The organism is Enterobacter sp. EGD-HP1 (genome assembly GCF_000733275.2).
Lineage (GTDB): Bacteria > Pseudomonadota > Gammaproteobacteria > Enterobacterales > Enterobacteriaceae > Enterobacter.
Map to the genome: position 1 here is coordinate 433,774 of NZ_AVOP01000001.1, position 21,055 is coordinate 454,828.

Consider the following 21,055-nt stretch of genomic DNA (forward strand, 5'->3'; position numbering starts at 1 on the left):
TAGGGTCGGCTTTTTTTATGGCTGCTGCACGGGCTTTCTCATCCCGGTGACCTCAGGCATGACCTGCCGCATTAACTCAAGAAAACGTCGCAAGCGTGCCGGATAATAACGAGACCAGGGGTAAACCAGATGCACCGGTAACGCCGCTGGCTGCCAGTCTGGCAGCAAATGCACCAGCCGCCCTTCCCGAATATCATCCTGTACCGTCCAGCTGGATACCACCGCCACGCCAAGGCCGGTGAGCGCCGTGTTGCGTGCAACATACAGACTATCGGTGCTGAGGCGTGGGGTAATCGCCACTCGCGCGGTGGCCGGTGATGCATCGTGAAAAAGCTCCACATGACGCTGGTAGAAAGAGCTGATCGCTATCCAGGGAAACTGCTGCAAATCCTCCGGCGTGGTCACCGTTGGAAAACGGGCCAGCAGCGCCGGTGAAGCCACCACCGAGCGCGGCACTTCCGCCAGCAGCACGGATACGGTCGCCGGATCGACCTCCACGCCCACCCGAATAGCACAGTCAAGGTTGTCGCCGAGGAAATCGGCCGAGCGATCGTTAAGCATCCACTCAATTGAAAGCTGCGGATAGCGTTGCAAAAATTCGGTTACGGGTTTCAGAAGCTGGTCCTGACCAAACGCGTGGGGTGCCCGCACCCGCAGCACGCCTACGGGCTCATCTTCCGTCTGCCCCACCTCATCCTCCAGCGCCAGCCAGCTGTCAATCACTCGACGAGCGTGCTGATAGCAGCGCTCGCCGTCATCCGTCAGCCGCGTCGTGTGGGTGGTGCGCAATATCAGGCGCACCCCCAGCATGGTCTCCAGCGACTGTAACCGTCTGCTCACCGTGGCCTGGGTGGTGGCCAGCTGCCGCGCCGCCGCAGAGAGGGAACCCGCCTCCACAATACGGACAAACGTCCGCATTAACTCCACCCTATCTATACGCTCAGCTCTTTTCATTGCATTTTCACTTATACGTTCAACGTATAAGCGTTTTACCACCGGGCCCGCTACCGTCGCAAGGCGTACTGATAAAAAATAGCCTCACACGACGAATGAGGAACTTCTTATGAACACAACAACCGCCGCCCATGCCGTGAGCCGCTGGGTAATCTTAATGCTGGCGATAGGTGCAGGTTTTAGCGTGGCATCTATCTATTATGCCCAGCCTCTGCTGCCGCTGATGGGCGCAGACCTCCACCTGAGTATCGAAGGAATGGGCCTGGTCCCGACGCTCACCCAGGCGGGATATGCCCTGGGGATCCTGTTCCTGCTACCGCTCGGCGATCGCCACGACCGCAGGACGTTAATCCTGGTAAAGAGTGCGGCGCTGGCGCTGTTTCTTCTCGGCTGTAGCCTGACCGGGCAGATCCATTCCCTGCTGCTGGCAAGCCTGCTCATCGGCATGGCCGCCACCATGGCACAGGATATTGTCCCCGCCGCGGCGATTCTTGCGCCAGAAGGTAAACAGGGGAAAACCGTGGGCACGGTAATGACCGGGTTGCTGATGGGTATCTTATTATCAAGAACCGTAAGCGGCGTGGTGGGTGAAGCGTTTGGCTGGCGCGTCATGTACCAGCTGGCGGCGGCGAGCATTGCGTTCATCGGGGTGATGATGTGGTTTGTGCTTCCCCGTTTTGCCATTCACTCCACGCTGAGCTATCCCGCGCTGATGCGCTCAATGGAACATCTGTGGCGTCGCTATCCGGCGTTGCGCCGTGCGGCGCTGGCTCAGGGTTTTCTGTCGATTGCCTTTAGCGCCTTCTGGTCTACGCTTGCGGTCATGCTGCTGGAGCGCTATCACCTGGGGAGTGCCGTCGCGGGGGGTTTTGGTATTGCAGGTGCCGCCGGTGCGTTAGCCGCCCCGCTGGCAGGCGGGCTGGCGGACAAACTGGGCGCGGGAAAAGTCACGCAGATGGGTGCCGTTCTTGTGACCGTCTCATTCGCCCTGATGTTCCTGATGCCCGCTCTGGGTGTTCATGGACAGCTGATGCTGATCGCCGTCTCTGCCGTCGGGTTCGACCTGGGTCTGCAGTCCAGCCTGGTCGCTCACCAGAACCTGGTATACGGCCTTGAGCCGCAGGCGCGGGGTCGTCTCAATGCCCTGCTCTTTACGGTGGTCTTTATCGGGATGGCGCTGGGTTCCGCGTTAGGTAGCAATATCTACTCGCTGGCTGGCTGGACGGGCGTGGTCGCCCTGGCGACAGTCTGTGGCATCATTGCGCTGGTCATCCGTCTGATTGAAAGCGCACGTGTCGCCTCCGTACCGGCGGAAGTTGCATAAAAAAATGCCCAATCCAGATGGATTGGGCAGAAAACATGTCCAGTTTCAAGACATGTTCTAAGAGGTCAAGATGTTATTTGTTCAGCTGGAACAGAGACATGCCCTGCATATCGCTAAACGCTTTATAAGACGCCTGCAAGGCCGCCTGCTGCATGGTGTAAGAGGAAATCGCTTCGTTCCAGTCAACATCAACCAGGTCGCTCATCTGCTTGGTCTGACCCAGGGCGCGGTCATCACCCAACGTATCGAGTTTTTCCAGCTCGTTCATCTTGGTTCCCACATCCGCTACGACCGTCAGGACATTGTTCTGGGAATTTTTGATGCCGATTTGCGCATTGGCTATCACCTGGCTTTGCGCCGTTGCGGCAGCAGGATCGTTCTCAATCGGTGTCTTCAGCGACGCAATGGCCGAATCGAGGATTTTGAACATGTTTGTTTCGCCATATCCACCGCCAGGCAGCTCTTCCGCATTACTGGTAATGCTGTTAAAAATCTGCTGACCGGTATGGCTAATCGCCATATTTCGCGCCGTATCGACCTGCTGCGTGATGGCCTCAGTGCCGCCGTTGTAATCTCCGGTCGCGGCATCAAACGGTGCGCTCTCGGTTTTGTATCCCGCAAAGATAAAGCGACCATTACCATCCGTCGTGTTGGCCAGGTTCATCAGCTGATCGCGGATCCCCTGAATATCGGTGGCCAGAGAAAGACGGTCGTCATCGCTTAACGTGCCGTTCGAGGCGTAAACCAGCTTCTCGCGCACGCTTGAGATCGCAGTGTTCACCTGGCTTAACACGTTATCTTCCAGTGAGACCTTCTGCGTCGCAAAGGTACGCGCGAGGGCAAACTGGCTGTTTTGCGACTGCGATTGTGACAGAACGATGGCCTGCGACGCGGCGATAGGATCGTCGGACGGGCGGTTGACGCGCTTGCCGGTGGACATCTGCTCACCGTAGCTCAGCCATCTGCTCTGAGAATCGGTGATCCCACGCATATTCTGTTCGTACATCATCTGGGTGCTAATGCGCATTGTTCACCTCAACCTTAACGAATATTGATAATTGCATCGAAGAGCGTACTGGCAGTTTGTAAAACCTGGGCATTGGCCAGGTAATACTGCTGATAACGCTGCAAATTGCCATACTCTTCGTCGAGGTTTACCCCAGAGATGGTCTGCTGCTGCTTGGTTAACTGTGTTTCCACATTGGCTTTCGTCTGGCTACTCACCTTCAGAGACGCCGTGGTGCTACCGACGGTACTGACCAGAGAGGCATACGCGTCGTTGAAGGTTTTGTTGCCCCCCACCACTTTAGCGTTTTGCAGGTCGAGCAGTTTTTGGCCGTTACGGTTGTCGCTTTCACCGCCGTTCTGCACCGACGCCATCGCCAGTTTAGACTCGTCGCTGATCGCCAGATCCATATTCATGATGACGTTGGAAACAGGCTTCACGGTAAAGCTGTCTTTGGTATTTGCCGTGCCGCTCACATTGACGTTAAGGCCATCAAACGACAGATTGCCGCTGGCATCCGGGGTCATCGTAAAGCTGGTTTTGTCTGACGTGCGGGTGACGGTCCAGTCGGTGCCGTTAAATTGCAGCTTATAATCTGTTGCCTGAACTTGTTTACTGTCCGCCACAGATGCCGTGACAACAGCGGAACCACCATTCTTGCTGTTGGAGAGCACCGCCGGAGAACCAAAGTCGAACAGCTTACCGCCCGCATCACCGTTAGCATCAAAACCGGCTTCATGCTGCGTGTTCATCGCATCGGCAAAGGCCAGTGCCATCTGGTTCAGGCTGTTACGGGCTTTATCAAGATCTTCAGAACGGAAGGTCAGTAAACCACCTAAAGAACCGGTGGTAATAAGTTTTTCCGGGATCTCAATATTGCCCGACACGTCATCGACATAGGCGATAGTGGTACGAGCCGGATCGGCGCTGGACTTCACGGCCGCCAGCTGGCTGGCTTTGCTGCCCTGCACCAGGCTGTAACCGTTACCGAGAGAGATATTAAACGTGCCGCTATCCTGTACGGAGACTTCCACACCCACGATTTTGTTCAGTTCAGTCACGAGCTGATCGCGCTGGTCAAGAAGATCGTTAGGTGACGCGCCCGCGCCAACGCCGGTCAGCCGGGAGATCTGATCGTTCAGATTCGCAATCTGTGCCGCGTAGTTGTTGATCTGAGACACGCTGCTTGAGATGGCGGTATTAACCTGCGCATCCTGGTCACGGAGATACTGATCGTTGGTTTTAAACTGATTGACCAGACCACCCGCTTTACCCAGCACCGTCTGACGTGCCGCCGGGTCTTCCGCGTTGCTCACCAGGGTTTGCAGGCTTTTGAAGAAGTCCTGCAGCGTGGTGGAGAGCGAGTTGGTGGTATCGGAGAGCACATCGTCGATTTTTGACATCTGCTGATAGCGCGTCGTCAGACCGCTGCTCTGCGTCTGCGCGGCGCGCAGCTGGTTGGTGATGAAAGCGTCATACTCACGCTGGACACCGGAGACATACACCCCGTTACCCACCCAGCCACCGCCGGTCAGCGTGCTGTTAGAGGCACCCAGCACGGTCGTCTGGCGGGTGTAACCTGCCACGTTGTAGCTTGAAATATTATTACTGACGGTATTGAGTGCCGACTGCGCGGCACTGAGGCCACTCATGGCGCTGTTAATCAAACTGGACATGGGGGTTCCTTTTATACGTTCAGACACGAGTCCTGATGAAAGTTATCGGCAACCGCCACCGGGACTTGAGAACTTTCAGAACAGATTTTCAATATCTGTGCTATAGGCTTTGCTGACCTTCTCGCCCATGGATTTCAGCTGCTGAATCATGCTGGTGAGCTTGCGCGCATAGTTCGGGTCGGTCGCGTAGCCCGCGTTTTGCAGAGCCTGCGCCCCCTGCTCCGCCGTCGCCGCCTGCGTTACGGCGGTATAGCGCGGATTTCGGCTTAGCAGGCCCACATAATCGGACAACGCTTCCAGATAAGAGCTGTAGACGCGGAATTTTGCTTTGACCTTCACCGCCGCACCGTTCTCGTACTCGGTGGTGGTAATTTCCGTCGTCGGCCCCTTCCAGCTGGAAGTGGCTTTCACGCCGAAGATGTTGAAGCTCGGCTCGCCGTTTTCCTTGCGGATCTGGCGCTGACCCCAGCCCGACTCCAGCGCGGCCTGTGCCAGAATCAGGTGATGCGGCACGCCGCTCTGCTGGCTGGCAAGGCGCGCAGGCAGCGAAAGCTGCGCCAGGAAGTCTTTGCTGTCACCCGAGAGCGGCTCATCGCTACTGTCCGTCGCTTTCGGTATGGCTTTACGGACCAGCTGCGTCAGCGCCTGGTTCTGATAACTGGTCACCGTTTCCAGATCGAACTTCATCGGCACCTGCTGCGGCGCGTCCTCAGGCTGGATCCCCTGCGCGGCTGCGGTCTGTTTCACAATCATGTCAGCCAGACCGAGGCCTTTACCGGCGGTCATCTGCTGCGCAATCTGCTGGTCATACATGCTGGTGTAGAGACGCGTTGAATCGCTGCTGAACATCCCGTCTTTCGGCAGGGTTTCGCGCATACTTTTCAGCATCATCTGTACAAACATCCCCTCCACCTGGCGGGCGACCGGGCGGATATTCGCCGCCGGGTCTTTTCCTGCTTTGGTTTTCAGTTCGTTGAGCGACTGGGCATCCCAGGCTGCACTGGTCAACAGTTTGCTATCGGTCAGCATTAGATGATTTCCAGTTTGGCGCGCAGGCAGCCCGCGCTTTGCATGGATTGCAGGATGGACATCAGGTCCATCGGTGTTGCCCCCAGGGCATTCAGGGCACGCACCACGCTGTTCAGGTTGGCGCTGGAGCGAACGCTCTGCAGCGACCCGCCGCTCTGACGCATATCAATCTGCGTTTGCGGCGTCACAACCGTCTGACCGCCGCCAAATGGCGTGTTCGGCTGGCTGACGTTCGCGGAGCGGTTAACCGTCACGGAGAGGTTACCCTGGGCGACGGCACAGCTGTCCAGCGACACTTCCCGGTTCATGACCACCGAGCCGGTACGGGAGTTGATGATCACCTTCGCATCCTGTACCGGAACGTTCACTTCCATATTCTGGATATCTGCCAGCATACGCACCTGGTTGCTGCTGCCCGGGGAGGTACGGATCTGCACGGTACGCGCATCCAGCGCCGTTGCATTGCCGTAGCCGCGGCTGCGATTGATGGTATCGGCAATTTGCTGTGCCATCGTGAAGTCTTCATTATTGAGCTGCAGGTTAATAGTATTGCCCGCGCCAAACTGGGTCGGCAGTTCACGCTCAATGATCGCCCCGTTGGTGATACGTCCACCGTTAAGCTGGTTCACCTGCACGCTGCTTCCGCCTGCGGATGCACCCGCCCCGCCAACCAGAATGTTCCCCTGCGCCAGCGCATAGACCTGGCTGTCAACGCCCTTCAGCGGGGTCATCAGCAGCGTACCGCCGCGCAGGCTTTTGGCGTTACCCATTGAGGAAACCACCACGTCAATGGTCTGCCCCTGACGCGCGAACGCCGGGTAGGACGCGGTGACCATCACCGCTGCCACGTTTTTCAGCTGCATGTTGGTTCCCGCCGGCACGGTAATGCCGAGCTGGGAAAGCATGTTGTTCAGGCTTTGGGTCGTGAAGGGCGTCTGGGTCGTCTGGTCACCGGTACCATCCAGCCCCACCACCAGGCCATAGCCAATCAGCGAGTTCTCACGTACGCCCTGGACGCTGGTGAGATCGCGAATACGGTCAGCCTGGGCAAACGTTGCCACCAGCGCGAGCGCCACGGCGAAGATCGATTTAAACATGGGTCACCTCGCTTACATCGGCGATAAATTAAGGAAGAAGCGCTGCAGCCAACCCATATTTTGCGCTTCATTGATATAGCCGTTACCGACGTACTCAATGCGCGCATCCGCCACCTGGGTGGACGGAACGGTGTTGGTGCCGCTGATGGTGCGAGGGTTAACCACGCCCGAGAAGCGAATGAATTCAGTGCCCTGGTTGATGGCGATCTGTTTTTCACCCACAACGTGTAAGTTGCCGTTAACCAGCACCTGGTCAACCGTGACCGTCAGCGTGCCGCTGAAGGTGTTGCTGGCGTTCGCGCCGCCTTTACCATTGAAGGTGTTGCCGCCAGAGGCATCGACATCAGCACGCGCATTGCCGAACAGGCCCTGCAGATAGCGCGGTACGGTATCGAAGCCAAAATTCGTTTTGCCATCGCGGCTGGCATTCGCCGACGAGCTCTTGCTCGCGCTGACGTTTTCCTGCAGCACAATGGTCAATGTATCGCCGACGTTACGCGGGCGGCGATCTTCAAACAGCGGCTGATAGCCGTAATTAATCGGCTGCGCGGTCTGGAAAATGGAGCCGTTTACCACTGGCGCGGGACCAGGAACGGGTTGGGCAGTCGTCGCACCCTGGACTAATGGTTTAGACGGGATCAAAGCACACCCGCTGAGGGTGACAGCCAGAACAGTCAGTATCGGATAACGAAACGCCGCGTTTTTTTGCATTGCCTTCATCTTCGAAAACAGGGAGCCGGTGCGGCGTTTACCGCACCGGGCTACACCTTAGAGTTGCGTCAGTTTCTGCAGCATCTGGTCGGTCGTCGACACTGCTTTACTGTTAATTTCATACGCGCGCTGAACCTGGATCATATTCACCAGCTCTTCCGCCACGTTCACGTTGGACGTTTCAACATAGCCCTGGTACAGCAGGCCCGCACCGTTCAGGCCCGGGGTGCTCTCATTTGGCGTACCGGAGGATTGCGTTTCGGTGTAGAGGTTCTCACCAATGCTTTCCAGACCGGTATCGTTCATGAAGGTGGTCAGGTTGAGCTGTCCAACCTGCACCGGCGCGGCCTGTCCCTGCTGGGTCACGCTGACCACGCCGTCACGTCCGATGGTGATGCTCAGGGCGTTCGCCGGAATGGTAATCGCAGGCTGAACCTGGAAACCGCCCGCCGTCACCAGCTGGCCGTTCTGATCGACCTGGAACGAGCCGTCGCGGGTATAGGCAGAGGTGCCGTCAGGCAGCTGCACCTGGAAGAAGCCCTGGCCTTTGATGGCTACGTCTTTGCTGTTGTTGGTCTGAGACAGGTTGCCCTGGCTGTGCAGACGCTCGGTGGCGACCGGACGAACGCCGGTACCGATCTGCAGGCCTGACGGCAGCGTCGTCTGTTCAGAAGACTGCGCGCCCGGCTGGCGGATGGTTTGATAAAGCAAATCTTCGAAAACGGCGCGCTGACGCTTGAAACCATTGGTGCTCACGTTTGCCAGGTTGTTGGCAATCACGTCCATATTGGTTTGCTGGGCGTCCAGGCCTGTTTTCGCGATCCATAAGGAACTGATCATAAGGAGTCCTGTTAACTCATAGCCAGAAGTTGGTTAGCCTTGCCCGCGTTTTCATCCACGCTGCTGATGATCTTCATCTGCATTTCAAAGCGGCGGGCGCTGGCGATCATGTCGCTCATGGCGGCTACCGGCTTAACGTTGCTGCCTTCCAGCACGCCGGACATCACGCGGATGCTCGGGTCGGCCTGTAATGTGGCACCACGCGTCGCCTGCGCCGCCTGGGTCAGACGGAACATGCCGTCGTCGCCACGCTGCACGTCTTTGCCTTCCGCTTTCACCAGCTTCAGGCGTCCGACGGGTGCAACGGTGTTGGCCGGATCGCCCGGGTTCAGCGCCGAAATGGTGCCGTCCGCGGCGATAGTCAGCTCAGAGCCTTCCGGCACGGTCAGCGGACCCGCTTCCCCCATCACCGGATGCCCCTGAATCGTCAGCTGGCCCGTCGCGCTCACCTGGATATTGCCGTTACGGGTATAGCCTTCGCTGCCGTCCGCCGTTTGCACCGCCAGCCAGCCGTCCTGCTGCAGAGCAACGTCCAGCGGGCGTGAGGTGTAATCCATCTGCCCTGGCGTCATATCTGCGCCAGGGGTCGATGCGGTGACCAGCGTACGGGTCGGCAGGGAGAGCCCTTCAACCGGCACCGCGCGCAGCGCATTAAGCTGTGCGCGAAAGCCCGGCGTAGAGGCGTTTGCCAGGTTGCTGGCGGTAACGGCCTGCTGATTGAGCGTCTGGCTTGCCGCGCCCATCGCGGTATATATTGCGTGATCCATTGCGCTTTCCTGTTAGCCGCTTAACGCAGGTTAACCAGCGTGTTGAGGATCTGGTCCTGGGTTTTGATGGTCTGCGCGTTCGACTGATAGTTACGCTGCGCGACGATCATGTTCACCAGTTCTTTACTCAGATCGACGTTAGAGGCTTCCAGCGCGCCGTTGGTCAGCGTGCCGAAGTTACCGCTTCCGGCCGTACCCAACAGCGCCACGCCGGAGGACTGGGTGGCAGACCAGACGTTGTCGCCTTCCGATTTCAGACCTTCGTTGTTGGCGAAGTTTGCCAGCACGATCTGGCCCAGAACCTGGGTCTGTTCGTTGGAGTAGTTACCGACCACAGTGCCGTCGTCATTGATTTGGTAGCTCACCAGGTCGCCTGGTTTAAAACCATTCTGGCTGGTCGCGACGATATTGTTCGCACCGGTGTTCTGCTGCATGGAGTTAGCAAAACTCATGGCGAAGGTCGCTGGCGTCGCACCAGGGATGGTCGCGGTAGTGATGTTGATATTTCCACCGCCGGTCAGCGTACCGTTATTATCGAAGGTCAGCGTGGTGGCCAGTGCCGCCGTGCTGCCTGCGACGCTACCGTCCTGGGCATACACTTTCCAGGAGTTAGCCGGGGTTGCATCTTTGACGTAAAACAGGTTCATGTTGTGCGCATTACCCTGGCTATCAAAGACGGTCACCGTACCTTTTTTGTTGTACGTGTCCGGGTTAGTCGGATCAAAGGCGGTGGTCGGTGCGGTATCGGTGGAATTCAGGTTAATCTGCTGGGAAGCCGTGGTGGTGGACTTCGCGGCCATCAACGTGGTCGGGATATTAATGGCCTGTGGGTTCGCCCCGGTCTGAACCGTTGATGGCGTTCCGGCAACCGGATAACCGGTTAACTGCATCCCCTGCATGTTCACCAGGTTACGGTTTTCGTCCAGCTTGAACTGGCCGTTACGGCTGTAGAACACCGAGCCGTTTGCATCGACCATACGGAAGAAACCGTTCTGGCTAATGGCAACGTCCAGACCGCGACCGGTATTGGTAGTGGTGCCGTCGGTAAAGTCCTGAGTGATGCCCGCAACTTTCACGCCGAGGCCGACTTTGGAACCGGCAAACATGTCTGCAAAGGAAGCAGAACCGGATTTAAAACCATAGGTCGCGGAGTTGGCGATGTTGTTGCCAATGACGTCCAGGTTTGTGGCCGCAGCATTCAGGCCGCTGACCGCTTGAGAAAAGGCCATGACTTACTCCTGATAAGTGTTAAGGCTTAGATAATCTGCCGAACTTCGTCGAGTGTGGTGGTACCAGAGGTACCCAAATCCAGTTTGTTGCCGTCGCTACCTTTAATTACGCCCTGGACCAGCGCGAACTGCAGCGGCTGTGCCACCAGCTGGGTCGTCCCGTTGCTGGCGCTGATTGCCACTTTGTAGGAACCGTTCGGCGCTTTAGTACCGTCGGTCAGGCTGCCATCCCACGTAAAGGTGTGAACGCCCGCCTTCAGTTCACCAATTTCGATGGTGCGAACCACCGCGCCGGTTGAGTCGGTGATCGTCGCGGTCACTTTGTCAGCCGGCTGCTGCAGTTCAACGCCAAACGGCGTGGTGGTCGTGGTGGTGTTGCCATCGGTGGTGCTGCTGCCCGCCAGGATCGTGGTACCCGGGATCATCACCCCGTGACCAATCAGGCTTGCCGCCTGCAGAGACTGGGCGCTGTTAATCTGCCCGGAGACGGAACCGAGGGTGGTGTTCAGTTTCTCAATGCCGCTCACGGTGCTGATCTGCGCAAGCTGCGTAGTCAGTTCGTTGTTCTGCATTGGGTTAGTCGGGTCCTGGTTCTTAAGCTGCGCCACCAGCAGCGTCAGAAAGCTGCCCTGAAGGTCGGCGGCGTTACTCCCCGTCAGGGAGTTAGAACCTGTCGAACTGTTCGTGTTATTAACACCCGAGTTCGTAGGATCATTCACATTTACGGCGATGGACATGCATGTCTCCTTTACTGGCCGAGAGTGAGCGTTTTGAGCATCATGCTCTTCACGGTATTAAGCACTTCGACGTTGGCCTGGTAGCTGCGGGAAGCCGACATGGAGTTCACCATCTCACCCACCACATCCACGTTTGGCATCTTCACGTATCCGCTGGCATCCGCGAGCGGGTTACCTGGCTCATACACCAGCCTGTCCGGCGCCTGGCTCTCTACCACATCAGACACCTTCACGCCGCCCGTCGCCGCGCCTGGCGCAGCATCGACCTGAAAGACAACCTGTTTGGCACGGTAAGGCTGCCCGTCAGGTCCGGTCACGCTGTCGGCGTTCGCCAGGTTACTGGCAGCCACGTTCAGGCGCTGGGACTGTGCGGTTAATGCCGAACCGGCAATATCAAAAATATTCAGCAAGGCCATCTATCAGTTCCCCCCCTGCAGGACGTTCATCATGCCTTTGATTTGTCCGCCGAGTACGGTCAGGCCCGTCTGATATTTCAGGCTGTTATCGGCAAACTGCGTACGCTCCCGGTCCATATCCACGGTGTTACCGTCGAGTGAGGGCTGATCGGGGATGCGGTAAAGTAAATCGGTCGCTGGCGCGGTCATCGCCTGAGCAGGAATATGGCGAGAGGATGTCATGGCAAGTGCAACACCCGTTCCTTCGGCACGTCCACGCTCCATCACCTTTTTGAGTTCACTGGAAAAATCAATATCGCGCGCCTGAAACCCTGGGGTATCGGCGTTAGCGATGTTGGCGGCTAAAATCTCCTGCCGCTGGGCGCGTAAATTGAGCGCTTCCTGCTGAAAACGTAACGCGGCGTCGAGTTTATCGAGCATGTCTCCTCCGCTGATGGCAAAATTTCAGTTCACAGCTTAAATCTCACCCGGTCTCCCCTATCGACGGAATAAGCGCAAAATGCGTCGCTATTTATTGCGTTGATGCAAAACCACTGCAGGTAGAATTCATTCAACTCTGGAAACGGTGGAACTTGCGATGCAAACGTTAAAACGTGGCCTGATGGCAACCTTCTTGCTGTTTAGCCCTCTGGTACAGGCTGATGGCTTACAGGATCAGCTGACGGCTTTTTTTGCTGAAAAGCTGGCGGGCTTTAGCGATGAGGTTAACGTTACCGTGCGCACCCCACCGAATCTGTACCCGACCTGTGACCAACCGTCATTCAGCGTGACGGGGACCACCAGGCTGTGGGGGAATGTGAACGTGCTGGCACGCTGCGCCAACGAAAAACGCTATTTACAGGTTGCAGTTCAGGCGACGGGCAATTATGTTGTCGCCGCCGTGCCCATTGCGCGCGGCACCGTGCTGCAGACGAACAGCGTGACGTTAAAGCGCGGCCGTCTGGATCAGTTGCCTCCACGCACCATGCTGGAAATGAACCAGGCACAGGACGCCGTCAGCCTGCGCGATGTCGCCCCCGGCCAGCCGATACAGCTCTCGATGCTGCGTCAGTCGTGGCGGGTAAAAGCGGGTCAACAGGTGATGGTCGTGGCCAACGGAGATGGCTTTAGCATCAACAGCGAAGGGAAAGCGTTAAACAATGCCGCGGTGGCGCAAAATGCCCGCGTCAGAATGTCCTCAGGCCAGGTGGTGAGCGGAATCGTCGATTCTGATGGGAATATTCTGATTAACCTATAATCTTTTTAAAGATTTTGCGGCGCGTGCCGATAAATATTCCATTAATGATGATGTCAGGCGCAAACGCCGCGAACCCTCGATGAGGACAACACTATGAGCATTGATCGTACATCAGCCCTGAAGCCGGTAAGCGCTGTACAACCTCGCGAAACGAATGACGCGACGACGCAAAAAACGCGTCTGGAAAAGCCGTCAACGTCCAACAGCACCAGCGTAACCCTGAGCGACGCGCAGGCAAAACTGATGCAGCCAGGCAGCAACGATATCAATATGGAACGTGTTGAAGCGCTGAAAACGGCTATTCGTAACGGTGAGCTGAAAATGGACACCAGCAAAATCGCTGATGCCCTGATTCAGGAAGCACAGAGTTTCTTGCAGAGTAACTAACCGTATGAGTCGACTGTCAGAAATACTGGATCAAATGACGGTAGTCCTGAACGACCTGAAAACGGTAATGGACGCTGAACAGCAGCATCTCTCTTCCGGTCACATCAACGGCAGCGCGCTGCAGCGTATTACTGAAGACAAAAGTTCGCTTCTGGCAACGCTGGATTATCTGGAGCAGCAGCGCCGCGCTGAGCAAGATCCAAAGCGCAGCGCCAATGACGATATTGTTGAGCGCTGGCAAACCATTACCGCAAAAACCCAGCATCTGCGCGACCTTAACCAGCACAACGGCTGGCTGCTTGAAGGTCAGATTGAGCGTAATCAGCAGGCGCTTGAAGTGTTGAAACCGCATAAAGAAACCGGACTGTACGGTGCGGATGGTCAGACGGCGACTGCGCGTATTGCGGGAGTTAAAAAGATTTCGATTTGAAGCCTCAGCGACAAATCTTGCAATGGGGAGCACCATAAGGTGAACTCCCCTTTTGGCGTTTATGCCGTACGGCGGGCAAACTCTTTCACTTTGAAGCCCAGCACTGCCAGCGTGGCAAAGTAAGCCACCACCCCGACGCCTACCACGGCCATCAGCCGCATCAGACGGTAGGGCATGGTGCCCAGGGACCACTCCGGCATCACGTACATCATGCCGAGCAGCGCGGCAGACATCACCAGTACCGCAACGATCAGACGCACCAGGAAACTCCCCCAGCCCGGCTGCGGCGTGAAAATATCCTGCTTGCGCAGCTGCCAGTACAGCAGCCCGGCATTCAGGCAGGCCGCCAGACCAATTGATAATGACAGGCCGGCATGCTTCAGCGGACCAATAAACGCCAGGTTCATCAGCTGCGTCATAATCAGCGTCACAATGGCAATTTTCACCGGCGTTTTGATGTCCTGACGCGAGTAGAAGCCTGGTGCCAGCACCTTGACAACGATCAGCCCCATCAATCCGACCGAGTAGGCAATCAGCGCGCGCTGGGTCATGGCGGCATCAAAGGCGGTAAATTTCCCGTACTGGAAGAGCGACACCGTCAGCGGTTTGGCCAGAATACCCAGCGCCACCGCGCTTGGCAGGGCCAGCAGGAAGCAGAGACGTAACCCCCAGTCCATCAGGCGGCAATATTCATCATGATTGCCGCTGGCAAAACTTTTCGACAGCGACGGCAGCAGGATGGTCCCCAGCGCCACGCCCAGCACCCCGGACGGGAACTCCATCAGACGGTCGGCGTAGTACATCCAGGAAACCGAGCCGGACACGAGGAAAGAGGCAAAGATGGTGTTGATGATAAGCGAGATCTGGCTGACGGAGACGCCGAGAATGGCGGGTCCCATCTGCTTGATCACGCGCATCGCCCCGGCATCTTTGAGATTAATGCGCGGCAGCACCAGCATGCCGATTTTTTTCAGATGCGGCAGCTGATACGCCAGCTGCAGCACGCCGCCGACGGTAACCGCCCAGGCCAGCGCCAGCACCGGCGGGTTGAAGTGCGGCGCGGCGAACAGGGCAAAACCGATCATGCTGACGTTAAGAAAGGTCGGCGCAAACGCCGGAACAGAGAAGCGGTTCCAGGTGTTGAGGATCGCCCCCACCAGCGAGGCCAGCGAGATGAGCAGAATATAGGGAAAAGTAATGCGCAGCAGCTGCGAGGTCAGCGCAAATTTGTCAGCCGTATCGGCAAAACCGGGCGCGGTCACCATAATCACCCACGGCGCCGCCAGCATCCCAATGACGGTCACCACCGCCAGGGCCAGCGTCAGCAGCCCGGAGACATACGAAACAAATACGCGCGTCGCGTCTTCACCCTGTTTGCTTTTATATTCCGCCAGGATGGGAACGAACGCCTGGGAAAACGCCCCTTCAGCAAAAATGCGGCGCAGGAGGTTCGGCAATTTAAACGCGACGAAAAAGGCGTCCGTTGCCATCCCTGCACCAAAGACCCTTGCCACAATGGCATCACGCGCAAAACCCAGCACGCGGGAAAACATGGTCATCGAGCTGACGGCTGCCAGCGATTTTAATAAGTTCATTAACGTGAATTTCCAGAACCATACGGATTTGTAGGCCAGGTAAGCGAAAGCGCCACCCGGCAAAGCCAACAAGCGGCGCTTAGTCTAACCTGATTTCAACGAATTACTATCCGCAGATGTTACAGCGAGTTATTCACTCATGGCTTCGCGCCAGAGCCTTTCCACAATGCGCTGCGCCATAATGGCCTGCTCGCCGGACGTTTCAGGAACCGTCTGATTTTGCACACAGGTAATAAAGTGGCGGGCGCATCCTGCAAAGCCGCGCTGCTCGAGGGTACTCTGCCAGCCGGGCGCCGGGAGCGTCACCACGCCGTTGCCCTTCTCTTCCCGCCACTCGCGCATGTCCGTAATGTCGTACAGCGCGCCGTCGGTCACCGCCTGCACGGATTCACGCTGACTTCCCGCCCGACGGTGCATGCTGGTGGTAATCTGAAGATGCTCAACGGCAAAGTGGTGTTCCGCGTAAACCATCTGCCCCTGATCGTTTGTCACCAGGGTACCGCTTTTCAGCAGCGCATTACCGTTGCTCAGCCACAGCGCCGTATCCACAACGTGCAGATAGTCATCCAGAAGGGTGAAGCGCAGATCGTTTGGCCCAATGCTGTCGGTACGGTGCTTATCCATGCGCAGCGAGGCGAGCGTGCTCGACTGCGCCTTTAGCTGCTGATAAAGCGGCGCGAAACGGCGGTTGAAGCCCACCATCAGCGTCAGGTTTTTGCGCGCGGCCAGCTCAATCAGCCGTTCGGCATCCTGAACATTTTCCGCCAGCGGTTTATCCACGCAGACGTGAACGCCCGCCTTGAGCAACTCGCTCACCACCTGATAGTGGGTTGCCGTTGAAGTATGAACAAAGACCGCATCGCACTCGCGGGCCAAATCCTGCAGGGAGGCAGCATACGGAATGCGCCAGGTTTCGCAGATACGTTCTGCCTTTTCGCGGGTGGGTGACCATGCCCCTTGCAGGATCCAGTCCGTCGCTGCACCTAAAACAGGCAGCCAGGCTTTTTGCGCGATGCCGCCCAGCCCCACTACGCCTACACGTAATTTTTTCACCGTCAGTCTCCCAGGTGTGCCAGCAACGCATCCAGACGCTGTTTCAGGCCGGCGACCTCGTCTTCCAGCGCCTCGACGCGCGCGGCAAGAGTGTCATTGCTTGCTGAGGATCCCGCGTCGCTCGCCACGGTCGCGGCATCCACGTCGCCGCTGAACAGGTGCATATAGCGGCTTTCACGCTTGCCCGGCTCGCGGGCCAGACGCACCACGTAAGGGCCGTCTTCACGAGAAGCCAGCCCTTCAAGCGTCTGCTCGACCTCCTGCATATCGCTGAACTCATGCATACGGGAAGCGCGCGTGCGCAGCTCCCCCGGCGTCTGCGCCCCGCGCAGCAGCAGCGTGGCGATGACCGCCACTTCCGCACTGCTCAGCTTCAGGTCGCCAAATTCGGAGTTACAAAAGCGCTGTTCGTACTTGGTCACGCGGTTGCCAAAGCCGCTGACGGTGCGCAGATAGTGGCGTTTTACCAGCGCATCCAGCACGTCCTGAACGTCATGCTCGCTGAGGTTCATCACCGGCTCGCGGTTGGTCTTCTGGTTGCAGGCCATGGTCACGGCGTTGACGGAGAGCGGATACTGCTCCGGCGTGGTGACCTGTTTTTCGAGTAAGCACCCAATCACGCGCGCTTCTGTACCGTTTAGCTGATACTTCATCTTTTCTCCTTAACGACCTGCGGTCCAGTCCCGGGTGGTTAACGCCGTCAGAACGTGGTCGCGCCACTCTCCGTCTATCAGCAGATAGTCTTTGGCGTAACCCTCTTTCTCAAACCCTAAACGCGCCAGCAAATTGCCGCTGCGCTGATTATGCGGCATATAGTTCGCCATGATGCGATGGATATGCTGCGTGCGCTGCATATAGCGGATCGCCACCGTTAACGCCTCGTACATCAGCCCCTGCCCCTGCCATTTCTGGCCGATGGAGTAGCCAAGGTAGCAGGCGTGAAACGATCCGCGCACCACGTTTGAAAAATTGGCGATCCCGATAATCTCTTTCTCTTCAGGATCCAGCAGCGCGAAATAAAACGCGCTGCCCTGCTTGTGAAATTCCGTAATCATGCTGAGGCGCGCCTGCCAGCCTGAAGGGTAACAATGGCTCTCATCCCGAACGGGTTCCCAGGGTTTTAAAAACTGGCGATTCTCGGCGTAATAATCCGCCAGACGCCAGGCATCACGCTCATGCACCAGACGAACGACCAGCCTGTCCGTTGTCAGACGCACTTTTGGCACATTACTGCGATAGCCAAACATCGATACCACTCCTTCCCGTCACTTCTGCTTACCCATTAGCTTTACTATACCTGCGCCTGCGCCGTCTGTGAAAACAGTGACATACCATTTTGCCCTCTTTTCACACTTTTCGATGAGAACTCTCTATCAAAGCACCCTTTTGATAAAAAAATATTGTCACGCCCGGGGGTGGGAAAAAACCTGGCAACACCGCAGAATGTTAGCGTGCTCACCTTCTTATTTTCCCTGGAGGGAAAATGTCCCGCGTATCACAGGCCAGGAGCCTGGGTAAATATTTCCTGCTCGTCGATAACATGCTGGTCGTGCTCGGCTTTTTTGTCGTTTTTCCATTGATATCGATTCGCTTTGTCGATCAAATGGGCTGGGCGGCATTAATGGTTGGCATTGCCCTGGGGTTACGCCAGTTTGTCCAGCAGGGGCTGGGGGTCTTTGGCGGAGCCATCGCCGACCGCTTTGGCGCCAAGCCGATGATCGTGACCGGTATGCTGCTGCGCGCGGCAGGCTTTGCCACGATGGCGATTGCCCATGAGCCCTGGCTGCTCTGGTTCTCCTGCTTCCTCTCCGGTATCGGGGGCACGCTGTTCGATCCGCCGCGCACTGCGCTGGTGGTGAAGCTTATTCGCCCGCAGCATCGCGGTCGTTTCTTCTCGATTCTGATGATGCAGGACAGTGCCGGGGCGGTTATCGGCGCCCTGCTGGGAAGCTGGCTGCTGCAGTATGACTTCCGTCTGGTCTGCGCGGCGGGAGCGGTGCTCTTTATTCTGTGCGCGCTGTTTAATGGCCTGTTCCTGCCCGCCTGGAAACTGTCGACGGTCAAAGCGCCGGTCCGGGAAGGGCTTGGCCGCGTCCTGCGCGACAAACGTTTTGTCACCTATGTGTTGACCCTGACGGGCTACTACATGCTGGCTGTGCAGGTCATGCTGATGCTGCCGATCATGGTTAACGACATTGCGGGCACGCCTGCTGCCGTTAAATGGATGTATGCCATTGAAGCCGCACTTTCCCTGACGCTGCTCTATCCGATAGCCCGCTGGAGCGAGCGGCGTTTTCGTCTGGAGCATCGCCTGATGGCAGGGCTGTTCCTGATGACGCTGAGCATGATGCCGATCGGCCTGGTGAACTCTCTCCAGCAGCTGTTTACCCTGATTTGCACGTTCTACATAGGGTCGATCATCGCCGAGCCTGCCCGCGAAACGCTGAGCGCCTCCCTTGCGGATGCGCGTGCGCGCGGCAGCTATATGGGCTTCAGCCGGCTGGGGCTGGCGCTTGGCGGCGCATTAGGTTACGCCGGTGGCGGCTGGCTGTTTGATGCCGGCAAAGCGTTAAACCAGCCCGAACTCCCGTGGATGATGCTCGGCGTGGTGGGCTTTATGACGCTCCTTGCCCTGTGGTGGCAGTTCAGCCAGAAACGCAGCGCGAGCGGTATGCTCGAACCTGGCGCGTAGCCTTTCCCTCGGGCGGGAGCCGCTCCCGCCCCACTTCTCAGTTTTTTCTGCTGGTTTCTGCTAATTCACACTGACATACTGACGTAACAGGACAGAAGCGCCGATTTTTCGTTGAGGAACACTATGAAGAAAATTGTCTTTGCCGCGGCATTAGTTGTCAGCGGTCTGCTGGTTGGCTGTAACCAGCTCACGCAATATACCGTCAGTGAACAGGAAATTAATCAGGCGCTGGAAAAACATAATAATTTTTCTAAAGACATTGGCGTGCCGGGGCTGGCGGACGCGCATATCGTGCTCACGAATCTGACCAGCCAGATCGGACGTGAAGAACCAAACAAAGTCACCCTGGCCGGCGATGCGGATCTTGATATGTCATCCCTCTTCGGTAATCAGAAAGCCAACATCAAGCTCAAGCTGAAGGCGCTCCCCGTTTTCAACAAAGAAAAAGGGGCCATTTTCCTGCAGGAGATGGAAGTCGTCGATGCGCAGGTGTCGCCGGACAAGATGGCACCGGTTCTGCAAACCCTGATGCCCTATCTGAACCAGTCGCTGCGTAATTATTTTAACCAGCAACCCGCGTACGTCTTAAGTGAAGACAAAAGCAAGGGTGAAGCTCTGGCGAAAAAATACGCAAAAGGGATAGAGGTGAAACCGGGTGAAATTATCATTCCTTTCACCGATTAACCTGAAGGGCGCTGCGGCGCCCTTTTTTTTACGGAAAAGTGTGCAAACGAAAACGTTTCCGCTTATGATTTGTGTCCGGCAAAAACAGCCATCCTTATGACTGATTCCTGACAAGCCGGAGCTTCCATGACTGCACAACCCCAGGTTCTTAAAATCCGCCGCCCAGACGACTGGCATATCCATCTGCGTGATGGCGATATGCTGAAAACCGTCGTGCCTTATACCAGCGAAATTTATGGCCGCGCGATTGTCATGCCTAACCTGGTTCCACCAGTCACCACCGTCGATGCCGCGATCGCCTATCGCCAGCGCATTATGGATGCCGTGCCTGCGGGGCACGATTTTACCCCGTTGATGACCTGCTATCTGACCGACTCGCTGGACCCGAACGAAGTGGAGCGCGGGTTTAACGAAGGCGTATTTACGGCGGCGAAACTCTACCCGGCGAATGCCACCACCAACTCCAGCCACGGCGTCACCAGCATTGATGCCATCATGCCGGTTCTGGAACGCATGCAGAAACTGGGCATGCCGCTGCTGGTCCACGGTGAAGTCACGCACGCCGAGATTGACATCTTCGACCGTGAAGCCCGCTTTATCGAGACCGTAATGGAGCCTCTGCGCCAGCGCCTGCCCGCGCTTAAAGTGGTCTTTGAGCACATCACCACTAAAGACGCGGCAGAGTATGTGCGTGACGGCAACGATCTTATCGCCGCCACCATTACGCCGCAGCACCTGATGTTTAACCGTAACCACATGCTGGTAGGCGGGGTGCGCCCTCACCTGTACTGCCTGCCGATTCTCAAGCGCAACATCCACCAGCAGGCGCTGCGCGAGCTGGTTGCCAGCGGCTTCTCCCGCGCGTTCCTCGGCACCGATTCCGCGCCTCACGCCCGCCATCGTAAAGAGGCGAGCTGCGGCTGCGCAGGCTGCTTCAACGCCCCAACGGCGCTTGCCAGCTACGCGACCGCATTTGAAGAGATGAACGCGCTGGAACATTTCGAAGCGTTCTGCTCCCTTAACGGCCCGCGTTTCTACGGCCTGCCGGTCAATGACACCTTCATCGAACTGGAGCGTAAAGCGAGCCACGTTGAGGAGTCCATTGCGCTGACGGATGACACGCTGATCCCATTCCTGGCAGGCGAAACCGTCAACTGGACGGTAAAACGTTAAAAAATCAGTGCCCCTTGT

23 protein-coding genes are annotated in these 21,055 nt (G+C 57.2%); 7 read left to right on the plus strand and 16 right to left on the minus strand.

The genetic code is table 11. From position 1 onward, the window contains the following. Positions 1–15: 15 nt before the first annotated feature. Positions 16–918 (minus strand): LysR family transcriptional regulator, encoded by a 903-nt coding sequence (locus N037_RS02145; RefSeq protein WP_072163846.1) that lies wholly within the window; start codon positions 916–918, stop codon positions 16–18. A 145-nt stretch (positions 919–1,063) separates the two neighbouring features. Here N037_RS02145 and N037_RS02150 point away from each other — a divergent pair, with 145 nt between their 5' ends. After that, positions 1,064–2,278: an MFS transporter gene (locus N037_RS02150; RefSeq protein ID WP_032638642.1), complete on the plus strand. Its 1,215-nt coding sequence runs from the start codon at positions 1,064–1,066 to the stop codon at positions 2,276–2,278. 73 nt (positions 2,279–2,351) lie between these two features. On the opposite strand, the gene flgL is transcribed toward N037_RS02150, so the two are convergent. The 11 genes from flgL to flgB form a co-directional block, all read right to left on the minus strand. After that, positions 2,352–3,305 (minus strand): flagellar hook-associated protein FlgL, encoded by a 954-nt coding sequence (gene flgL / locus N037_RS02155; RefSeq protein WP_023335271.1) that lies wholly within the window; start codon positions 3,303–3,305, stop codon positions 2,352–2,354. A 14-nt stretch (positions 3,306–3,319) separates the two neighbouring features. Beyond that, positions 3,320–4,960: a flagellar hook-associated protein FlgK gene (flgK, locus tag N037_RS02160; protein ID WP_023335270.1), complete on the minus strand. Its 1,641-nt coding sequence runs from the start codon at positions 4,958–4,960 to the stop codon at positions 3,320–3,322. A 75-nt stretch (positions 4,961–5,035) separates the two neighbouring features. Then, a complete protein-coding gene (gene flgJ / locus N037_RS02165) occupies positions 5,036–5,989 on the minus strand; it encodes a flagellar assembly peptidoglycan hydrolase FlgJ (RefSeq protein ID WP_032638644.1) in 954 nt (317 codons plus the stop codon). After that, complete coding sequence (locus N037_RS02170; RefSeq protein WP_023335268.1) at positions 5,989–7,086, minus strand: flagellar basal body P-ring protein FlgI; 1,098 nt, start codon at positions 7,084–7,086, stop codon at positions 5,989–5,991. The genes flgJ and N037_RS02170 overlap by 1 nt, the downstream gene beginning before the upstream one ends. 12 nt (positions 7,087–7,098) lie before the next feature. Continuing rightward, a complete protein-coding gene (flgH, locus tag N037_RS02175; RefSeq protein ID WP_023335267.1) occupies positions 7,099–7,797 on the minus strand; it encodes a flagellar basal body L-ring protein FlgH in 699 nt (232 codons plus the stop codon). 57 nt (positions 7,798–7,854) lie between these two features. After that, the gene (flgG, locus tag N037_RS02180; protein ID WP_008500810.1) at positions 7,855–8,637 is read right to left on the minus strand and encodes a flagellar basal-body rod protein FlgG; all 783 of its coding nucleotides are present in this window, start codon (positions 8,635–8,637) and stop codon (positions 7,855–7,857) included. Between the two features lie 11 nt (positions 8,638–8,648). Next, positions 8,649–9,404: a flagellar basal body rod protein FlgF gene (locus tag N037_RS02185; protein WP_029740347.1), complete on the minus strand. Its 756-nt coding sequence runs from the start codon at positions 9,402–9,404 to the stop codon at positions 8,649–8,651. A gap of 20 nt (positions 9,405–9,424) precedes the next feature. Continuing rightward, entirely contained in the window at positions 9,425–10,633 is a 1,209-nt protein-coding gene (gene flgE / locus N037_RS02190; protein WP_023335265.1) for a flagellar hook protein FlgE, read from the minus strand. A gap of 26 nt (positions 10,634–10,659) precedes the next feature. Further along, a complete protein-coding gene (flgD, locus tag N037_RS02195) occupies positions 10,660–11,370 on the minus strand; it encodes a flagellar hook assembly protein FlgD (protein ID WP_023335264.1) in 711 nt (236 codons plus the stop codon). Positions 11,371–11,381: 11 nt separating this feature from the next. Then, the gene (gene flgC, locus N037_RS02200; RefSeq protein WP_032638646.1) at positions 11,382–11,786 is read right to left on the minus strand and encodes a flagellar basal body rod protein FlgC; all 405 of its coding nucleotides are present in this window, start codon (positions 11,784–11,786) and stop codon (positions 11,382–11,384) included. 3 nt (positions 11,787–11,789) lie between these two features. Continuing rightward, entirely contained in the window at positions 11,790–12,206 is a 417-nt protein-coding gene (gene flgB, locus N037_RS02205; RefSeq protein WP_023311135.1) for a flagellar basal body rod protein FlgB, read from the minus strand. A 157-nt stretch (positions 12,207–12,363) separates the two neighbouring features. On the opposite strand from flgB, the gene flgA reads away from it, so the two are divergent. The 3 genes from flgA (at position 12,364) to flgN (ending at position 13,840) form a co-directional block, all read left to right on the plus strand. Beyond that, entirely contained in the window at positions 12,364–13,023 is a 660-nt protein-coding gene (flgA, locus tag N037_RS02210) for a flagellar basal body P-ring formation chaperone FlgA (protein ID WP_032638649.1), read from the plus strand. 93 nt (positions 13,024–13,116) lie between these two features. Beyond that, complete coding sequence (gene flgM / locus N037_RS02215; RefSeq protein ID WP_023335261.1) at positions 13,117–13,410, plus strand: flagellar biosynthesis anti-sigma factor FlgM; 294 nt, start codon at positions 13,117–13,119, stop codon at positions 13,408–13,410. A gap of 4 nt (positions 13,411–13,414) precedes the next feature. Then, positions 13,415–13,840 carry a flagella biosynthesis chaperone FlgN gene (gene flgN, locus N037_RS02220; protein ID WP_023335260.1) on the plus strand — a complete coding sequence of 142 codons (426 nt, stop codon included), beginning with the start codon at positions 13,415–13,417 and terminating at the stop codon, positions 13,838–13,840. Positions 13,841–13,899: 59 nt separating this feature from the next. Here flgN and murJ read toward each other — a convergent pair whose 3' ends face one another. The 4 genes from murJ to rimJ form a co-directional block, all read right to left on the minus strand. Then, on the minus strand, positions 13,900–15,435 hold the full coding sequence (gene murJ, locus N037_RS02225) for a murein biosynthesis integral membrane protein MurJ (protein ID WP_023335259.1): 1,536 nt from the start codon (positions 15,433–15,435) through the stop codon (positions 13,900–13,902). 129 nt (positions 15,436–15,564) lie between these two features. After that, on the minus strand, positions 15,565–16,488 hold the full coding sequence (locus N037_RS02230) for a Gfo/Idh/MocA family protein (protein ID WP_032638653.1): 924 nt from the start codon (positions 16,486–16,488) through the stop codon (positions 15,565–15,567). Between the two features lie 2 nt (positions 16,489–16,490). Continuing rightward, complete coding sequence (locus N037_RS02235) at positions 16,491–17,141, minus strand: YceH family protein (RefSeq protein ID WP_023335257.1); 651 nt, start codon at positions 17,139–17,141, stop codon at positions 16,491–16,493. Between the two features lie 9 nt (positions 17,142–17,150). After that, a complete protein-coding gene (rimJ, locus tag N037_RS02240; RefSeq protein WP_008500822.1) occupies positions 17,151–17,735 on the minus strand; it encodes a ribosomal protein S5-alanine N-acetyltransferase in 585 nt (194 codons plus the stop codon). Positions 17,736–17,971: 236 nt separating this feature from the next. Between rimJ and mdtH the strand changes: the two genes are divergently transcribed. From mdtH to pyrC, 3 genes are all read left to right on the plus strand, one after another. After that, positions 17,972–19,180 carry a multidrug efflux MFS transporter MdtH gene (gene mdtH, locus N037_RS02245; protein WP_023335256.1) on the plus strand — a complete coding sequence of 403 codons (1,209 nt, stop codon included), beginning with the start codon at positions 17,972–17,974 and terminating at the stop codon, positions 19,178–19,180. A 123-nt stretch (positions 19,181–19,303) separates the two neighbouring features. Beyond that, on the plus strand, positions 19,304–19,864 hold the full coding sequence (locus N037_RS02250) for a lipoprotein (protein WP_023311126.1): 561 nt from the start codon (positions 19,304–19,306) through the stop codon (positions 19,862–19,864). Positions 19,865–19,990: 126 nt separating this feature from the next. Beyond that, positions 19,991–21,037, plus strand: coding sequence for a dihydroorotase (gene pyrC, locus N037_RS02255; protein ID WP_032638655.1), 1,047 nt, complete (start codon positions 19,991–19,993; stop codon positions 21,035–21,037). Positions 21,038–21,055: the final 18 nt, after the last annotated feature.

Excerpts from the sequence above, each read along its gene's own strand:
- flgJ (WP_032638644.1), bottom strand. The coding sequence starts at position 5,989 with ATGCTGACCGATAGCAAACTGTTGACCAGTGCAGCCTGGGATGCCCAG.
- flgA (WP_032638649.1), top strand. The coding sequence starts at position 12,364 with ATGCAAACGTTAAAACGTGGCCTGATGGCAACCTTCTTGCTGTTTAGC.
- N037_RS02185 (WP_029740347.1), bottom strand. The coding sequence starts at position 9,404 with ATGGATCACGCAATATATACCGCGATGGGCGCGGCAAGCCAGACGCTC.
- flgG (WP_008500810.1), bottom strand. The coding sequence starts at position 8,637 with ATGATCAGTTCCTTATGGATCGCGAAAACAGGCCTGGACGCCCAGCAA.
- N037_RS02145 (WP_072163846.1), bottom strand. The coding sequence starts at position 918 with ATGCGGACGTTTGTCCGTATTGTGGAGGCGGGTTCCCTCTCTGCGGCG.
- mdtH (WP_023335256.1), top strand. The coding sequence starts at position 17,972 with ATGTCCCGCGTATCACAGGCCAGGAGCCTGGGTAAATATTTCCTGCTC.
- flgB (WP_023311135.1), bottom strand. The coding sequence starts at position 12,206 with ATGCTCGATAAACTCGACGCCGCGTTACGTTTTCAGCAGGAAGCGCTC.
- flgN (WP_023335260.1), top strand. The coding sequence starts at position 13,415 with ATGAGTCGACTGTCAGAAATACTGGATCAAATGACGGTAGTCCTGAAC.
- N037_RS02250 (WP_023311126.1), top strand. The coding sequence starts at position 19,304 with ATGAAGAAAATTGTCTTTGCCGCGGCATTAGTTGTCAGCGGTCTGCTG.
- N037_RS02235 (WP_023335257.1), bottom strand. The coding sequence starts at position 17,141 with ATGAAGTATCAGCTAAACGGTACAGAAGCGCGCGTGATTGGGTGCTTA.
- flgE (WP_023335265.1), bottom strand. The coding sequence starts at position 10,633 with ATGGCCTTTTCTCAAGCGGTCAGCGGCCTGAATGCTGCGGCCACAAAC.
- murJ (WP_023335259.1), bottom strand. The coding sequence starts at position 15,435 with ATGAACTTATTAAAATCGCTGGCAGCCGTCAGCTCGATGACCATGTTT.
- flgM (WP_023335261.1), top strand. The coding sequence starts at position 13,117 with ATGAGCATTGATCGTACATCAGCCCTGAAGCCGGTAAGCGCTGTACAA.
- flgC (WP_032638646.1), bottom strand. The coding sequence starts at position 11,786 with ATGGCCTTGCTGAATATTTTTGATATTGCCGGTTCGGCATTAACCGCA.
- flgH (WP_023335267.1), bottom strand. The coding sequence starts at position 7,797 with ATGCAAAAAAACGCGGCGTTTCGTTATCCGATACTGACTGTTCTGGCT.
- flgL (WP_023335271.1), bottom strand. The coding sequence starts at position 3,305 with ATGCGCATTAGCACCCAGATGATGTACGAACAGAATATGCGTGGGATC.
- N037_RS02150 (WP_032638642.1), top strand. The coding sequence starts at position 1,064 with ATGAACACAACAACCGCCGCCCATGCCGTGAGCCGCTGGGTAATCTTA.
- flgD (WP_023335264.1), bottom strand. The coding sequence starts at position 11,370 with ATGTCCATCGCCGTAAATGTGAATGATCCTACGAACTCGGGTGTTAAT.
- rimJ (WP_008500822.1), bottom strand. The coding sequence starts at position 17,735 with ATGTTTGGCTATCGCAGTAATGTGCCAAAAGTGCGTCTGACAACGGAC.
- flgK (WP_023335270.1), bottom strand. The coding sequence starts at position 4,960 with ATGTCCAGTTTGATTAACAGCGCCATGAGTGGCCTCAGTGCCGCGCAG.
- pyrC (WP_032638655.1), top strand. The coding sequence starts at position 19,991 with ATGACTGCACAACCCCAGGTTCTTAAAATCCGCCGCCCAGACGACTGG.
- N037_RS02170 (WP_023335268.1), bottom strand. The coding sequence starts at position 7,086 with ATGTTTAAATCGATCTTCGCCGTGGCGCTCGCGCTGGTGGCAACGTTT.